13 protein-coding genes are annotated in these 17,852 nt (G+C 43.4%); 8 read left to right on the top strand and 5 right to left on the bottom strand.

Annotated features, from left to right (window positions below; translation table 11 throughout):
* The first annotated feature begins 432 nt into the window (after positions 1-432).
* The 4 genes from amaB to PLH26_RS11270 all read left to right on the top strand — a co-directional run bounded on the left by amaB (position 433) and on the right by PLH26_RS11270 (position 7,100).
* Positions 433-1,959, top strand: coding sequence for an L-piperidine-6-carboxylate dehydrogenase (gene amaB, locus PLH26_RS11285; RefSeq protein WP_324586121.1), 1,527 nt, complete (start codon positions 433-435; stop codon positions 1,957-1,959).
* A gap of 293 nt (positions 1,960-2,252) precedes the next feature.
* Complete coding sequence (locus PLH26_RS11280; protein WP_324586120.1) at positions 2,253-3,770, top strand: OmpA family protein; 1,518 nt, start codon at positions 2,253-2,255, stop codon at positions 3,768-3,770.
* Between the two features lie 472 nt (positions 3,771-4,242).
* A complete protein-coding gene (locus PLH26_RS11275) occupies positions 4,243-5,271 on the top strand; it encodes an OmpA family protein (RefSeq protein WP_324586119.1) in 1,029 nt (342 codons plus the stop codon).
* Between the two features lie 134 nt (positions 5,272-5,405).
* The gene (locus PLH26_RS11270) at positions 5,406-7,100 is read left to right on the top strand and encodes a S8 family peptidase (protein WP_324586118.1); all 1,695 of its coding nucleotides are present in this window, start codon (positions 5,406-5,408) and stop codon (positions 7,098-7,100) included.
* 106 nt (positions 7,101-7,206) lie between these two features.
* Here the strand turns inward: PLH26_RS11270 and PLH26_RS11265 are convergent, their stop codons facing one another.
* The 3 genes from PLH26_RS11265 to PLH26_RS11255 form a co-directional block, all read right to left on the bottom strand.
* Positions 7,207-7,704, bottom strand: a complete 498-nt coding sequence (locus PLH26_RS11265) for a hypothetical protein (protein ID WP_324586117.1) — start codon at positions 7,702-7,704, stop codon at positions 7,207-7,209.
* 118 nt (positions 7,705-7,822) lie between these two features.
* Entirely contained in the window at positions 7,823-8,581 is a 759-nt protein-coding gene (locus tag PLH26_RS11260) for an SDR family NAD(P)-dependent oxidoreductase (protein ID WP_324586116.1), read from the bottom strand.
* Between the two features lie 94 nt (positions 8,582-8,675).
* Positions 8,676-9,812 carry a serine hydrolase domain-containing protein gene (locus tag PLH26_RS11255; protein WP_324586115.1) on the bottom strand — a complete coding sequence of 379 codons (1,137 nt, stop codon included), beginning with the start codon at positions 9,810-9,812 and terminating at the stop codon, positions 8,676-8,678.
* Positions 9,813-9,878: 66 nt separating this feature from the next.
* Between PLH26_RS11255 and PLH26_RS11250 the strand changes: the two genes are divergently transcribed.
* Entirely contained in the window at positions 9,879-10,847 is a 969-nt protein-coding gene (locus tag PLH26_RS11250; protein WP_324586114.1) for a D-2-hydroxyacid dehydrogenase, read from the top strand.
* Between the two features lie 141 nt (positions 10,848-10,988).
* Entirely contained in the window at positions 10,989-12,902 is a 1,914-nt protein-coding gene (locus PLH26_RS11245) for an ABC-F family ATP-binding cassette domain-containing protein (protein WP_324586113.1), read from the top strand.
* Between the two features lie 31 nt (positions 12,903-12,933).
* Here PLH26_RS11245 and PLH26_RS11240 read toward each other — a convergent pair whose 3' ends face one another.
* A complete protein-coding gene (locus tag PLH26_RS11240) occupies positions 12,934-14,583 on the bottom strand; it encodes a PAS domain-containing sensor histidine kinase (protein WP_324586112.1) in 1,650 nt (549 codons plus the stop codon).
* 157 nt (positions 14,584-14,740) lie between these two features.
* On the opposite strand from PLH26_RS11240, the gene PLH26_RS11235 reads away from it, so the two are divergent.
* Together PLH26_RS11235 and pepT are read left to right on the top strand one after the other, a co-directional pair.
* Positions 14,741-15,643, top strand: a complete 903-nt coding sequence (locus PLH26_RS11235; protein ID WP_324586111.1) for a site-2 protease family protein — start codon at positions 14,741-14,743, stop codon at positions 15,641-15,643.
* Positions 15,644-15,755: 112 nt separating this feature from the next.
* Complete coding sequence (gene pepT / locus PLH26_RS11230) at positions 15,756-17,003, top strand: peptidase T (protein WP_324586110.1); 1,248 nt, start codon at positions 15,756-15,758, stop codon at positions 17,001-17,003.
* 94 nt (positions 17,004-17,097) lie between these two features.
* Here pepT and PLH26_RS11225 read toward each other — a convergent pair whose 3' ends face one another.
* On the bottom strand, positions 17,098-17,778 hold the full coding sequence (locus PLH26_RS11225; RefSeq protein WP_324586109.1) for an aminomethyl-transferring glycine dehydrogenase: 681 nt from the start codon (positions 17,776-17,778) through the stop codon (positions 17,098-17,100).
* Positions 17,779-17,852: the final 74 nt, after the last annotated feature.

Below are 17,852 nucleotides of genomic sequence, written 5' to 3'. Positions count from 1 at the left end.
AGTTAACAATACACGGTTTCACACAGTTGGAACCCGATTAAAATCGCCAGGCTTTCAAGTGATATGGGGATAAGCAGGAGTGCAGTAAATAAAAAAACCTGCACTTTACAGGTTTCTCATTGCGGATACAAAAAAGCGTAACAGTATGCAAAGAAGACCAATAATTTTGAAACCTCATAACATTTAACCGTTAAATCAATAACTGTACCCGATTTAATAACATACATCAAAGAAAGCTGCGGATGATGATCCCGGCCGCTGGATGAAGCGGGTTGAAATTTGAAAAAGCCGGTACCGCAGGAAGCTTCAGGCTTCGCATAACCTTGCCTGCCCCGTAATTTTCAAAAAGTTAAAATGGTTGCACCCCGCATTTTTATATTAATGAATGTAAACTGCGCCGGCAATATGTATATTGCGGTAAAATAAAATGCCATGAGTAATTTTATTGAACAGCTCCGGATCAGCTCTGTAAACCAGGGCGTTTCTACGGGCCAATTCTATATCGGATCGTCGGGTGCGATCCGGCCTTCTTATTCGCCGGTAAACGGCGCCCTGATAGCAAGCGTATATCTCGCCGATGATAATGGTTACGAAACTGCGGTTAGAAAAGCAAATGAAGCGTTTGTAGAATGGAGGAACTGGCCGGCTCCAAAGCGAGGAGAGGTGGTCAGGCAAATCGGAGAGAAGCTGCGGGAATATAAAGATCCTCTCGGAAAACTGGTTTCTTACGAAATGGGGAAAAGCCTGCAGGAGGGCCTGGGCGAAGTGCAGGAAATGATAGACATCTGCGATTTTGCCGTGGGCCTCTCGCGCCAGTTGTATGGGTTAACCATGCATAGCGAACGCCCGGGCCATCGCATGTACGAACAATGGCATCCCCTGGGTGTTACCGGCATAATATCCGCCTTTAATTTTCCTGTGGCCGTATGGAGCTGGAATGCAATGCTTTCCTGGGTATGCGGCAATGCCTGTATATGGAAGCCGTCCGAGAAAACGCCTTTATGTGCGATCGCCTGTCAGAATTTAATTTCAGATATACTGGTACAAAATAATGTTCCTGAAGGAGTTAGTTGCATTTTAATTGGAGACAAATACATTGGAGAAAAAATGGCAAACGACGTAAGGATCCCTTTGATCTCTGCAACGGGATCTACCCGTATGGGGAAAGCGGTGGCTGCTGCAGTAGCTTCCAGGCTGGGAAAAAGCTTATTGGAACTGGGAGGCAATAATGCCATAATTGTATCAAAAGATGCCGATATGGATATAGCCGTAGTGGCCAGTGTGTTTGGGGCAGTGGGCACCGCCGGGCAACGCTGTACCAGCAGCCGGCGACTGATCGTTCATGAAGATATTTACGACGTTTTTAAAGAAAAACTGGTAAACGCATACCGGCAGTTAAGGATTGGCGACCCCATGAACGCGGAAAATCATGTAGGGCCCCTGATCGATACCGATGCCGTAAAAAACTACCTGGCGGCTATAGAAAGCTGTAAAAAGGAGGGCGGCAATTTTATTGTTGATGGCGCTGTACTGGAAGGACCGGAATACAAAAGCGGGTGCTATGTAAGGCCCTGCATTGCCGAAGTATTGCCGCATTACGCAATTGTTCACCAGGAAACCTTTGCTCCAATACTTTACTTAATGAAATACAGGAGCATGGAAGAAGCCATTGCTATTCAAAACAGCGTTCCCCAGGGGCTGTCATCTTCTGTTATGACCCTCAACCTGAGGGAAGCTGAATTGTTTTTGTCGGCTGCAGGGAGCGATTGCGGTATTGCCAACGTGAACATAGGCACCAGCGGCGCAGAGATCGGCGGGGCTTTCGGGGGCGAAAAAGAAACAGGCGGAGGCAGGGAAAGCGGCAGCGATGCATGGAAAAATTATATGCGCCGGCAAACCAATACCATCAACTGGTCATCCCAACTTCCGCTGGCCCAGGGTATTCGGTTTAATATTTAAGCTTTTTGTTAAAGATCCTATAAATGAGGTACTTATCCACATGTTTCCCGTGAAACGTGCATATCTTTTTTTTGAAAAATTTGTTTTTTTAGTTATTCATATTCCTTTGCTGCTTTCAAGAGGGAATTTACTGAAAGTATCTGCCCCCGGATACGCGGTGGAAAACAGATGAGCACAACCACGGCAGCTTTCTCCATGGAAAACGGAACCACCTGAATCCCAATAATATTATAACGTATTACACGTTATAATCATCATATATACCATTCATCCTTTGGAAATAACCCGTTAATATGAAAAAAACATATTTACTGTTAGCCTTCAGTCTGTTTTCTTTTAACCTGATTTATGCCCAGGTCAAATGGGGTATTGGCGGAGGGGCGCATAATGCTTCTGTTATTGAAACAAACAGTCTTCAAAACTGGAATCAGCAATACAAAGGGAATTTTTCTCCGCTTGGGAGTTTTCATGCAGGTTTTTTTTCGGAGATAAACTTAGATAAAAAAGGGAACTGGGCTGTTCAACCGGCGCTGTTGTACACCAGTAAAGGCAGGAAATTCTCCAAAACATATGATTCAGCAAAATCCTTTCTGAACGATACTTCTGCTATCAATGCTTCCTGGAAAACCAGCTACCTCGAACTTCCGGTAAATTTTATTTACCGGCTTCCGCTTACCTCAAAAGTTAGATTTATAGTGGGTGGAGGTCCATACATTGCTTTACAGCTCACAGATAAAGCTGCATATGAAATTATAAATGCTTCCGGCGAGCGCAATATTTTCACCGACAAACTCGCTTCCGGCGATGCAGTTAACAAATACGATAAGCTGAACTGGGGCATAAATGCATTGGCAGGATTCGATTTTAATGACCGGCTCATGCTCACTGCAAATTACAGCAGAAGCATGTCTGACTTTTATACGGCTCAATACCCGGGGTCATTCAGGCATGAGCTTTGGGGAGGAACTGCGGTAATATGGCTTACGCCATCTAAAACAGCTAAAATCAAAGCAGATCAAAAAGACAGTGACGGAGATGGCGTACCCGATAAACTGGATAAATGTCCTGCCGAAATGGGGACGGCTGCAACAAGCGGCTGCCCGGACACAGACGGCGACAGCGTACCGGACAACGAAGACAAATGCCCAGGCATTGCGGGCATCAGTAAACTCCTGGGGTGTCCCGCCCCGGATAAAGACAATGATGGCATTTCAGATGAAGCAGATAAATGTCCCGATGTGGCCGGAACGGCCAAATACAATGGCTGTCCTGTGCCCGATACCGATGCCGACGGCATAAATGACGACAGCGATAACTGCCCCGCCATTGCCGGAACGGTCAAATACAACGGCTGTCCCGCGCCCGACACCGATGGCGACGGTATTGATGATGATGCGGATAAATGCCCTCTTAAAGCCGGAGCAAAAGAAAACAATGGCTGTCCGCATATTGCCAAAGATATGCTCGACGATATCAATAAAGCAGCGCGCAGTATCCTGTTTGATGTGAACAGCGACAATATCAAGCTAACTTCTTTTACCGCCCTGGATAAGATGGCAGAAATTATGCGAAGTGATACCGAGCTTAAATTGGATATTGAAGGACACACAGACAACACCGGCTCTATACGGCATAACCAGGTGCTTTCCGGCCGCCGGGCTCTTGCCATAAAAACCTACCTGGTTAAAAAAGGTATCGCACCCGAACGGTTAACTGCCTCCGGCTTCGGATCTGAACATCCTATAGCCGATAACAATACCGAGGAGGGCAGGTCGAAGAACAGACGTGTTGCATTTAAAATAAAATACTAACGGAAACGGATAACCTATTTTAATAAACATCTTTCCACCACGGAAAGATGTTTATTTTTTTAAGCATATCGTTAGCGTTTTATCATGTGATAATATCGTTTTACGCAGGTTGCATTTAACAGCAACTTATTATAGTTTTGTGTTACCAATCACTCCTGTGATCAACTCCGGCCGCGCTTTACATATTCCGGCAGGCCGTTCTTAAAAGCTCTTTCCGGTGTTAAGTCCAAGCAAATTATCTGCATGTTATTGCAGAAAGTGGGAACAGATAAAAGTGAACAGGTAATAGTGAATTTATCATTCACAACTCACTATTCACCACCATGCACATTTAGCGCCGCACCAGATACTTTCGATGAGCTGCACAATATCCCCGATGAAAGACTAAGTAGTTTTACAATCCACCTAAGTGTTTTTTCGTTATATAGTTCAGAAATCCTATCCGCCCTTTATAAACAAAAAAATGATTTTTATGAGAAAGATAGATGCGGTACTCCTGTCGGCGCTGATACTGTATGATTACAGTGCCCAATCCCTGGTAGATAGTGACATTTTAGGCCTGGGTAACTCTTTTGTGATAGAAAGGGTTGGCTTGCAGGAAAACAATTTCCCGGAAGCTGAACAGGCTGACCCTTTGTTTTTAACTGGTAATGAGAATGTTATTCAGGCAGACAATACGGAATTAAACCCGCTCATTTCATCTGTAACTGCAGAAAAGACCATTTCTTATCATGCGTTAGCAAAAATCAATTCCGCTGCTGAAACTGTTGCAGCAGAGTCGCAATATAATAGTGTTGATGCGGTACATATCAGTATGCCCGATCCTTCTGCCGCAGATATGGCTCTTTCTGAATCATTTTCATCTGCGATCGCTGAAGAAACGGCTTCAACTTTGTCTGTAGCAAGCGTTTCATCTTCCTTTGTTGCATTAAGCAGTTTAGAGAACCTCGAAGTTAAAGATCAGTTGAATGAGGGTAATATGCAATTTGCCGATACTGATGCGGACGGTATGTTCAATTTTGAAGACAAATGTCCTGCTGTTGCCGGCGTTGCACGATTTGAAGGCTGCCCCGTTCCGGACAGTGATGCAGATGGTGTGAACGATGAAGAAGACAGGTGTCCTTTTGTGGTAGGCAGTATTGCAAACGGAGGCTGTGCAGAAACCGGAAACATTGAAGGTAGTTTAGCTTCAAATGATTTTAATAATGACCAACCGGCAGCGGCAGATTATTTAGCGGTAGTAAAATTTGAAAAAGAGGCCGGTGTTTTATCAAATAAAGATTTCAATATTATTTTACAGTTGGCAGATCAAATAATGAATAACCCGGGAGTGAAAGTTGATGTGGTAAAGTCAACTGATAATAATTCTACCTTACAGGCTGATACAGTTTTAAGCTATTTGAGAGATCTGGGTGTAAAGGATTCACAAATGAGTATTACAACAAAAGATGCAGGAACAAATGTTTTGAACGGCGGCGTGGGACTTCAGCTCAGGCATTAAATCGTTAAGATTCATATAAAATGTCAGGGAACGCAACCCTGACATTTTTTTTTATCGTCTCTGTCTCTTTAAATTGTGTTAACTGAAGCTATAATTGATATTTTTTGTCCAAATTTGCTAAACAAACAAATTACATGAAGAAAACTTTAGTACTCGCATTCGTGGGATTGATGCTATATCAATCCGGATTGGCACAAACCGCTGTAAAAGATATTCCGAAGGGGTGGCATATGCTCGACAGGCAAAAGGACGGTTATTATGGTATAGATGTGGAAAAAGCTTACGGTGAGTTGTTAAAGGACAAAAAGAGTGTGCCGGTAGTGGTGGCTGTTATTGATTCAGGAGTGGATACAACCCATGAAGACCTTAAGCCTGTTTTATGGCATAACCCCGGCGAAATTCCGGGCAACGGCATTGATGATGATAACAACGGATATATTGATGATATATACGGCTGGAATTTTTTAGGCGGAAAAGACGGGAGAAATGTAAATAAAGATTCATATGAGGCTGCCAGGGTGTATTATAAATTAAAAAAGAAATTTGGCGACACTGTACCCGATGAAGCCACAGCGAGCCCTGAAGAACTGGATGAAATAAAGATGTATAAAAAAGTAAGGAACCTGATAGAAGGTGATGCCAAGGAAGCTTCGCTGAATGTAATGTTCCTGAAAAACATAGTAGAAAAAATGCCCTGGGCCGACAGCATCCTTCAAAGCAGCTTAAGCAGGAGCGAATACAAGGGCGATGACTTACAAAAGTTCAAGCCGGCTTCAGCAGACGAAAGCAAGGCAAAAAGCACCATCATGGCTTTGTTCCTTGGTTTCCAGGCCACCGAAATGACCAATAAAAGGCTTCTTGAAATGACGGAAGAGTTTTACAATGGTGAAAAATCAAAAGCCGAAGCCATTGTAAAAGAGCCAAAAGATTATCGTGGAGAAATAGTTCAGGACAATTATGATGATATCAATGACCGCGACTACGGTAACAATGATGTAATGGCCGGCACACCTATGCATGGAACCCATGTATCCGGTATCATTGCGGCGTCACGCAATAATGGTCTTGGAGTTAACGGCATTGCTGATAATGTGCGCATTATGACAGTAAGAGCCGTTCCGGACGGAGATGAGCACGATAAGGATGTGGCAAATGCCATCCGCTATGCCGTAGACAATGGCGCTAAAGTAATAAATATGAGCTTCGGTAAAAGCATATCTCCACAGAAACAATGGGTAGATGATGCAGTGCGTTACGCAGAATCCAAAGGTGTGCTGCTGGTACATGCTGCAGGAAATGACGCAAAAGATATTGACAGCAATGATAATTTTCCAAGCCCCGATTTCAAAGACGATACAACAGCAGTAGCCGGCAACTGGATAACTGTAGGCGCCAGCGGCGATCCTGCAGCGGGCGGCATCATTGGCTCGTTCTCAAACTACGGCAGGAAAAAAGTAGATGTCTTTGCACCAGGTGTAAAAATATATTCCACATTACCAGGTGGAAATCAATACGGGAATTTGCAAGGTACCAGTATGGCCAGTCCTGTGGTGGCCGGACTGGCAGCTTTGCTGATGTCTTATTATCCGGATCTTACCGTGCAGCAAATTAAATCGGTTATTGAAAAGTCTTCTACCCAACTTGAAGGTATTGAAGTACAGAAGCCGGGAACCGGCGAAAAAGTAAGCATGTCGGAGCTTAGCAAATCTGCCGGCATAGTAAATGCGTATGAAGCGGTAAAGCTGGCCGAATCAATCTCCGGACAAAATAAAGAATCAGATCAGCCTGCATTGCCAAAATCCAAAATAAAAAAATCAAAAAAAGGATAAAATTAAAAGTAAAAGAATTCCGGGAACTAAAGTTAAAGGGGCTGTGGCAAAATACAGCCTCTTTTTGTATATCGCAACACCCTGAAGAAAGAGTAATTAAAACGTACTACCTGGCTTTTTTGTCGCGTGCTTCGCTCTTGCTGAACAGCATTACATAACCGCACAGATCTTTTTTTTGTTTGCTGTTTACCTGCAGGGGTTTTATCATATGGTATTCAGACATCTTAGGGATATAAGAATAACTGATAATGTTATCATTCACGTTGCCTCTTTTTTTCTGATATACTACCTGTTTCTCATTATAGTCGTACATCCTCACCTCATACAAATTAGATTTTGTGTCACCTATAAAAACAAACTGGTACGATATACCCTCATTCATCGGTACTATAATAGGGATCTCATATTCGCTTTCCATGGTAATGGATGCCTCGCGCAATACGGAAAACCCGCCATTCTCGAGCAGGTGTTTTATACTGTCGGCCTGTTTCTGAACAGATTGATTGTCACAGGGACTGACGCGGATGACATCGTTGGACTGGGCAAATGAAGAAAAACAAAAAAATAGCAGGGAGCATACGACTGAAAGGAACGGCTTTTTCATTTTGAATGTTTTTACAGGGTTGTGGACCGGCTTGTATCCGGTGTTGAACGAACTACATTAACGGGCAATCATTTTTAATTTTACCTGTAAAGTATTCAACGCAAATATGCTGCCTAAATTATTTTTTGTGAAAATAAATGGCATCTGCCTGCTGTGAAGGACATATAACAAGATCGTTGATGCAAACATGCTCGGGAACCGTGGTACAATAGAAAATAACATCTGCAACATCCTTAGCTGTCAGTGGCTTAAACCCCCTGTATACCGCATTGGCTTTTGCAGCATCACCTTTAAACCGCACCAATGAAAATTCTGTTTCTGCTGCGCCGGGATGAATAGCCGTTACTTTTATGTTATGCCTGAGCAGGTCAATGCGCATGCTTTTACTCAGGGCATCTACCGCAAACTTACTGGCACAGTACACGTTGCCTTTTTCATATACTTCCTTTGCTGCTACGGAACCCAGGTTGATGACATGCCCTTTATTTTGTGAAATCATTAACGGCAGAACAGCCCTTGAAACGTATAGCAAGCCTTTTACATTGGTGTCCATCATGGTATCCCATTCATCCAGATCTGCTTCATCAAAAAAATCACGTCCGAGTGCAAGTCCCGCATTGTTAATAAGAACATCAATATTCCGCCAGTCGCCGGTAATGCCATTTATGGCATTAAAAACAGCATCGCGTTTGCTCACATCAAAAGGAAGAGGCAGCACCCTCACAAAAAATCTTTTTTCGATATCTTTTTCAAGCGCCTTTAATCTATCCGCTCTCCGCCCGTTAATAATAATATCGTATCCTGCTTCTGCGAACCGTAAAGCGCATGCTTCGCCAAATCCTGAAGTAGCGCCGGTAATAAAAACAATTTTGTTCATCCGAATAACCAGTAGGTGAGCGGCAAAGGTAAAGTGAAAAAAGAAAAGACGTTGCAGGAACTGAACAGAATGCTTTGTATGTTACTCCGGCCCCTTATTTAAGCGTCTGTGCCCAGGCTATCAATTTATTAACTTCTATAGGAACATTGTTTATTTTTTCATCTCTTTTTTTTCCTAAACGAACCACAACCATATCAAGAGCAGGTATGCAAATGATATACTGGCCCAATATGCCTCTTGCGTAAAAGATGCTTTGCTGATCGGGTATGATCCACCACTGATAGCCATAGTAATTGCACGGTTTGTTGTCCTCATCCGGGATCAGGCACGGCGTAACAGAGTTGTGAAAATAAGCGCTGTCAATAACAGGAACGCCGTTTATTTTTCCGCTATCCAGCATCAGTTGACCTATACGCGCAAAATCGCGGGCATTGCTGTTAAAGCAGCAATAGGCTTTTTCATGGCCTCCCTGTTTATCTGTACTCCACAAAGCATCGTGCTCTGCGCCAAGCGGTAGCCATAGTTTTTCAGCAGCGTAGGCGCTTAAAGATTTTCCCGTTGCTTTTTCAACGACCAGGCCCAGCAATTGCGTATCGCCGCTTTTATAGGAATGGCAGGTGCCCGGGGCTTTGACAATGTTTACGCCGGTTGCTGTTTTATATACATCAGAGCCATAATACAATTCTGTGGTTACCGAGAACGGGTTGGCATAGCTTTCATTCCAGTCGCTGCCGCTGCTCATTGTTAAGAGGTCAACTATTTTTACTTTGGCTTTTTCTCCTTCAGCAAACTCAGGCAGGTATTTACCTACAGGATCGTTAACCGAACCGATCTTACCCTCATGTATAGCCGCTCCTGTAAGCAGGCCGGAAATACTCTTTGCAACCGAAAAGGAATTGGACAGGGAACTGTCGCTGTATCCCTCCCAGTATTTTTCAACAACGATCTGCCTGTTTTGCACAACCAGCAAACCAATTGATTTTAATGTTCTGAGGTATTGCTCCAGCGTATCCGGTATTTTTGCTTTGCCGTAACCGGCAGAAAAACGCCAGGGAACAGGTTGTGTTGCCGGTATGGTATGGTTATCAAAAATGGTATAGTCATCAATGCCGGCAAAATTATATACCACAGCCTTATACAAATAGGTTTTGCCCGTTAACACAGGTAATATCAAAATGACAAGTGCTGCAATAAGAATGAATTTTGCCGGGCGTTGTTTATTTTTTTTCATTGTGATGAAGAGGTTAGGATAATCCTGCTTACTTTCGGGTTTACTAAGATACAATTAATTATAAGCATGGATATTGTAATACTTGACGGCTATTCGATCAATCCCGGCGACTTAAGCTGGTCGTTGCTCGAAACATTTGGCACCTTAACCATTCACGACAGAACAGCGCCAGATGAAGTGTTGAAACGATCGGCTGGTGCAGAAATTGTACTCACCAACAAATCGAAGATCCCGGGCGATGTGATCAGGGCATTGCCTCAATTGAAGTATATTGGAGAACTGGCAACAGGTTACGACAACGTAGATATCCGGGCTGCCGCCGGACGAAATATCCCGGTGTGTAATGTGCCCGGCTACAGCACGCAATCTGTTGCGCAATTAACCTGGGCTTTAATACTGGAGCTTACTTATAACGTTAACCGCCGCTCTGCCGAAGTGCAGAACGGTGCGTGGACCAGGAGTAAGGATTTTTGTTTTGGTCATGAAGGGTTATTTGAGCTGCAGGGAAAGACCCTTGGCCTTATCGGGTTAGGGCAGATTGGTTCGGCAGTAGCCAGAATAGCTATGGCCTTCGGAATGAAGATCATTGCTTCCGTTCGTCATCCTGATAAATATGATATTGCCGGTGTAAGCTTTGCGGGGACAGAAGATTGTTTCAGGCGATCGGATTTTATCAGCCTGCATTGTCCGCTTACCGAAGCTACACGCCAAATGGTAAACAAGGATCTGTTAACCCTTATGAAACCTTCGGCGTATATGATAAATACTGCGCGCGGGGCATTGATAAATGAAACAGATCTGGCCGCGGCCTTACATGATAACCGGATTGCCGGGGCAGCGCTTGATGTGTTATCGACAGAGCCGCCCCCTGCAGAGAATCCTCTTTTAAAAGCTCCCCGCTGTATCATTACACCACATATTGCATGGGCTACGAAGGAGGCCCGGGAAAGGTTATTGAAAGAAGCTGCAGAAAACATAAAAGCCTTCTTACAAGGCAAACCCAGGAATGTGGTAAACGGCGTAACACAATTTTAAAATTTCCGCCGGTGCGGGCTTTTGGTTGTGTGAACATCCTTCCTCTACAATGGAATTTTTTGCATTAAAGCCTATAGGTTTAAATACAAAGACAATACCCTTCGTTGCGAGAATCTTTGAACTCTTTTTTATCTTTGCCGCATGCATTATGTATCTGCCGAAGGATTGGGAAAGTCGTACGGAATAAAGCCCCTTTTTAAAAACCTGGATTTTCATATTGAAGAAGGCGATAAGATCGCATTGATTGCCCGCAACGGTTCGGGAAAATCTACATTACTTAAAATCGTTGCCGGCAAAGAAACACCGGAAGACGGAAAGCTGTGGGTACACAAAGACGTAACGGTGGCTCTTTTTGAACAGGAACCGTCATTTATTGATGATTTGTCTGTGCTCGACAATATCTTCCACCACGATCACCCGGTTATTGATGCCATTAAAGCGTATGAAGCGGCAAGCGAAAGTGAAGACGAGGCTTTATTGGGCAATGCCATTATAAAAATGGATGAGCTCAATGCCTGGAATTTCGACAGTAAGGTAAAGCAGATCCTGGGTAAGCTTAATATCCACCAGTATCAGCAAAGAGCCGGCACGCTTTCGGGAGGACAACGCAAAAGGGTGGCGCTTGCCCGAACTTTAATTGATATTGGCTTTGAGCACAAGCATGTGCTCCTTATCATGGACGAGCCCACCAACCACCTGGATGTTGAAACAGTGGAATGGCTGGAGCATTACCTCAACCAGGAAAAGATAACCTTGCTGCTGGTTACGCATGACCGTTATTTTTTAGATGGTGTATGCAACGAGATCTGGGAAATGGATGGCAGTGAATTATTTGTATACAGGGGAAATTATGAGAACTATATAGAAAAAAAGGCTGCACGGCTTGAGCAGCAGGCATCCGGTATCGATAAAGCGAAAAACTTATACCGCAAAGAATTAGAATGGATGCGAAAGCAACCAAAAGCCAGAACCACTAAATCGAAAAGCCGCATAGATGCATTCGGCGCGGTGGAAGCCAAAGCCAGGCAAAGGATGGCAGATAACCGCGTGCAATTACAGGTAAAAATGAGCCGTCTGGGCGGCAAAGTAGCCGAACTGAAAAAAGTATATAAGGCCTATGGAAGCCATGTTATACTAAAAGGCTTTGATTATACATTTGCAAAGGGTGAACGAATTGGCATTGTAGGGAAAAACGGAGCTGGTAAATCTACTTTTCTGAATATCCTGCAGGGCATTGAAAAAGCCGACAGCGGAAAAATAAACATTGGTGAAACCGTTGTTTTTGGTTATTACTCACAGCATGGTCTTCAAATAAAGGAAGATGTGAGGGTAATAGAATATGTAAAAAATATAGCGGAAAACTTTCCGCTGGCAAATGGCGGATCACTCAGCGCCGCACAGTTCCTTCAACTCTTTTTGTTTGAACCCGATCAGCAGTATACTTTTATATCGAAGTTAAGTGGCGGAGAAAAGAAAAGGCTGCTGCTGCTTTCCATACTCTTCCGGAACCCCAATTTTTTAATATTGGATGAACCCACCAATGATCTTGACCTTCCTACATTGGGTGTGCTCGAAAATTTTTTAAGTGAATACCAGGGCTGCCTGCTCATTGTTTCACACGACCGTTATTTTATGGACAGACTTACAGATCATTTATTCGTTTTTGAAGGATATGGTGAAATAAAAGACTTCCCCGGAAATTATACCCGGTACAGGTTATGGAAAAAAGAACAGGAGGAAGAGAGCAGGTTGCAATTTACCGAAAGCGAATTGCAGCAAACAGGCAAAACGCTTCAGGATGCCATTGTAAAAGAACAGGATCCGGGTGCTAAAAAAAAGAAGCCTTCCTTCAAAGAAAAAAGAGAGTTCGAACTGTTGCAAAAGGAAATAGAGGATCTGGAAAAAGAGAAAAAAGACATTACGGACATGCTCAGCAGCAGCTTATCTTATGAACAATTGCAACAATTTTCGACCCGGATAGGTGAGGTTTCACAACTACTGGATCAAAAGGAAATGCGCTGGCTCCAGTTAAGCGAAATAATGGAGGACATTTGAGGATTTCAAATGGATCTCAGAAGCTCAGGATCTATACCTCAAACTCCACGTTTAGCACAAATCCTTTGCCCGGCGCAGTATCCATATTTATTTTACCCTGGTATAATTCAATTCTGTTGCGGATATTTCTCAGTCCCAGGCCCTGTCCGTTATCGAGAGTAAGGTCTGCGCCAACACCATCATCGGTAATTACAAGCAGTACTTTCCCGTCTGTTTGTTCTATATGCACCGTTACATTTTGTGCATGTGCATGTTTAACAATATTGTTCAGTTGTTCCTGTACAATGCGGTACAACATCAGTTTATGACTTTCGGTAAGCTTTGCTTCATCAAGGTGTTCTATGTCTACACGGATATTAACAGGCTGAACTTCTTCTATGGCTTCACCCAAACTTATCAGCGAATGTTCAAGTCCCAGCTCGGCAAGCAGCGGAGGCGCCAGGTTTTTGGAAAGGTTTCTCAGCTCCTCAATTACCTTATCAATATATTCATTGCTCTTTTTAAGCAAGCCATCCCTGATCTTATCATTAACAATAGAGTGTTCAATATATAGTTTTACTACCCCCAGCAACTGGTTTACATTATCATGGAGCTCTTCGGCCAATTTCCTGCGTTCACTTTCCTGGGTATCCATAACTGTCCGTGCCAGCTGCCGGCGGTATATGATCTCCTTTTCGGCCAACTGCCGCTGCAGGTTACGTTGTTCTGTAACATCGTGCATGGATACAATGAGCCTGAAAGCCCTTCCTTCACTGCTGCGCAAAATAGAAAAACAGTCTGTTATGATCTTATACGATCCGTCTTTACACGCAAACCGGTATTCATTATTGAGTGTTGAAACATGGGATATCTGAAGTGCCGCATTCATTTTATCAAGTATTTTCTCCTTGTCATCCGGATGGATATTGTTTTTCCACCAGCTATAACCCTGCTGCAATTCGGCATCATCATACCCAAACAGCAGTTTGATATTTGAGTTGTAATAGATCTGCCCGGTCAGCATATTCCAGTCCCATAACCCTTCCATAGTAGCCATGCTTAGAATATTATACCGTTTCAGGCTTTCCTCCAGCATTTTCTTTTCATTTCTTTTATTTGTAATGTTTTCCAAAATAAGAATATAAACAGAAGTACCGGTTTTGGCTTTTACTTCATTAACCGATATATTGCAAATCAGCTTAACCTGGCTTTTAGTGGTAACCACTGCAAGGTTTTTCATCCTGTTGAGTTTGCCCTGCTTTAACAGCATGTCCCAGTATTCCTGTTCAACATTATCTTCAGCTTTTATAATTAAGCTATAGTGTTGTTGTGTAAGCTCAGAACCGGTATAACCTGTTAACGTACAAAAAAAAGGATTTACGTAAAGAAATTTTCCCTGGCTGTTTAAACGTGCAATGCCCAGGTCTGTTTCAGCAAGAATGGTTTCAAGTTCTGTATGGTTAAAAACAAGAGCATTGTATTTTTGATCAAAATAGTTGCTGTTCCGCCGGATAATAAGGTAGATGATTATTGCTGTTAAGCCAACAAAAGCCACCCCCTTAAAGCTTTGCACGTAATGGTACAGCCTTATGTTATCGCCAAAAGCCTGGAGCAGCAGATAATCGGTGCTGAGTATCCAGATCAATGATAAAATGAGAAAGAATATTACAGCCTGGATAGTTGATAGAGGGCGTCCTTTCATACAATTAATTTACGGCAAACATCACCGCCTGAAATTTTGTTATTAATTATTCAAAATAATAACTTATTTTTTGATTTAACACGCATATGCACAGAAACATATCCGAATGACAAGTGGCACCTCAGCGCATGACCCTGCAGTACATAGAAAAAAATCTATGCAAGCCGCATTTGACCGGTCCGGCCACACTTTACTGAAAACAATAGTCAGTTTCCTCCTGTATATAGGTGTATATTATTATTTTTTTCAGGGTAATTTAAAATGGCTCGTAATTCTCACCGGCGTTATTCTTGTGCATGAAGCCGGCCACTTTATTGCCATGAAAGGTTTTGGTTACAAAGACGTACGGCTTTTTTTTATTCCTTTTTTGGGCGCTTTTGTTTCAGGAGAACCAAATATCGTATCGCAGCGGCAACGCATTGTAACCCTTCTTGCAGGACCACTCCCCGGCATACTCGCCGGCCTGCTGTTTTTTATACTGTTCCTTCAGGTTCACCAACCCATCTATTATCAATTGTCGTTTGCGCTGGTTATGCTCAATGCATTCAATCTTTTGCCGGTTACACCATTGGACGGAGGACAACTGCTTGAGAATCTTTTTTTTCGTTTGTCCGGGAAAATGCAGCTTGCTTTTCTTGTTGCATCGGCTGTACTCCTGTTTTGCCTGGCTGTATATATGAATAGCTATTTTATTGTATTTATTGTATGGTTCATTGTTATCCGTTACCGGAAGCTCAGTATTATATATAAAGTGCGGAATGCGCTGGATAAAGGCAACCTGGATTACAGCAGGAACTACGATGACCTTACCGATGAAGAATATATGACCATAAGGAGAATAATGATAAAACATGTTAGGACATTGAAACAACATGACCCCGAGATGCTGTCTCCCGATGAGGGCGATATTCTTGCATATCTTAATAAAGTATTGATCCCTCCTTTGCAAAATGAAATCAGCGTACGGGAAAAGATCATTATTATTGCTCTTTGGGTTGTATTGCTGCTTATCCCGTTTATGGTATACAGCAAATATTCAGTAGTGCATTTAACAGCATAAGAAGCACGAACGCTGTGGGATAGTATAGAAACTGAATAACTGGTTTATCGGATTTTTATGCGATGCTGTACTTTTAAGATACGGGAAACATTAATGACTAAAGATTTTTGAGATGTTCAGCGATTATAATTTTACAGTAACGGAAAGGTTTATGCGTTATGTTCAAATCAATACGCAATCGGATCCCCATTCAACATCATTTCCTTCCACCGAAAAGCAAAAGGATCTTTCGCGTATCCTGGTGAAAGAATTACGGGAAATGGGCATTGGCGATGCTGAACTGGATGAGCACGGCTATGTATATGCTACGCTTTTGTCCAATACGGGGAAAAAAACACCCGTCATTTGCTTTTGCTCGCACGTAGATACATCGCCAGACTGCACGGGTGAAGGAGTGAAGCCTGTTCTGCACCGGAATTACAAGGGAAATGATATTGTTTTACCGGATGACCCCGCACAGATAATCAGCCCGGCTGCGCATCCCTACCTGCTCAAAAAAACAGGAGAAGATATCATAACTGCTTCGGGAACCACATTGCTGGGAGCCGATGATAAAGCAGGCATTGCCGTAATAATGGATATGGTTCATTTTTTTGTAACACATCCTCAAATTGAGCACGGAACAATTAAAATATTGTTTACCCCAGATGAAGAGATCGGAAGGGGGGTAGACAAAGCAGACCTGGAAAAACTGGGTGCCGATTTCGGGTATACGCTGGATGCGGGTGAGCGTGGCGTATTTGAAGACGAAACTTTTTCGGCAGACAGTGTTACGATTGCTTTTAATGGCATAAGTGCACACCCGGGTTATGCAAAAGACAAGCTGGTGAACGCAATAAAAGCAGCATCCGCTTTTATTGAGTCGCTCCCCCAAAATGAGCTTTCCCCCGAAACCACGGAAGAGAGAGAAGGTTTTGTTCATCCTGTACATATCAGTGGCATTGCCGAAAAAGTAAGTGTAGCGTTCATTATACGTGACTTTAATACCGCAAAGCTTAAGGAATATGAAGCTTTATTGCAGCAAATAGTAAATGAAACCCTTAAAAAATTCCCGGGTGTTACGGCAGCATTTGAAGTAAAAGAGCAGTACCGCAACATGAAAGAAGTGCTGGACAAGCATCCGCAGGTAAGCCGGTATGCTGTTCAAGCAATACAAAGAGCAGGGATACAACCTGTATTGAGCAGCGCAAGGGGAGGTACAGACGGCTCACGCCTTTCATTTATGGGATTGCCCTGCCCCAATATTTTTACCGGGGAAATGGCTTTTCACGGCAAACACGAATACGTGAGCGTGCAGGATATGCAAAAAAGCGTTGAAACCATTGTACACCTGGCGATGATCTGGGAGGAGAAGGGATGAATATTCGAAAGATGGAAGCAAAGCAAATAAATTAAGCGAAGAAAAAGGGAGCGTAATTTCTTCCTTTATGTTGTACTTTTCTTTACCCTTATCCTTAGCTTTTCTCTGCTTCTATATAACTTTCCAAAGGCTCACAGGTGCAAACCAGGTTCCTGTCACCATAAGTATTGTTGATCCTCGAAACGCCCGGCCAAAATTTATTATGGGTGATATAGGAAAGCGGGAAAGCGGCTTCCTGCCTGCTATAGGGGTGGGTCCATTCATCCGCGCATACAACCTGCATAGTATGCGGTGCATTTTTCAGGGGATTATCCGTTTTGCTCATTTTTCCTTCCTCAATAGCCTTTATTTCATGATATATACTGATCAGCGCTTCGCAGAAGCGGTCTAACTCTGCTTTATCCTCGCTCTCGGTTGGTTCGATCATAATGGTTCCCGGAACAGGAAAGCTCATTGTGGGTGCATGAAAACCATAATCCATCAACCGCTTGGCTACATCTTCTGCTTCTGTGCCGGAGGTGGGTTTAAAAGGACGGAGGTCAACGATAAATTCGTGGGCGCATGTGCCATTAGCCCCGAGATACAGGATGTCAAAATATTTTTCAAGTTTTGCCCGCATATAATTGGCGTTCAGGATGGCGTATTGCGTTGCGGCTTTCACTCCTGCAGCACCCAGCAGCCTGATGTAAGCATAGCTGATCAGCAATATGGACGCCGAGCCATAAGGTGCGGCGCTCACGGCTCCGCCGGATCCGGGAAATGTACGCGCTCCCATTTCTTTGGTATCACTGAACTAATGCGACGGAAGATAAGCAGCAAGATGTTCTTTAGCACAGATGGGTCCCATAC

The organism is Agriterribacter sp. (genome assembly GCF_035444585.1).
GTDB lineage: Bacteria > Bacteroidota > Bacteroidia > Chitinophagales > Chitinophagaceae > Agriterribacter.
Note: the sequence above shows the minus strand (reverse complement) of the source record. Positions and strands in the feature narration are given on the sequence as shown.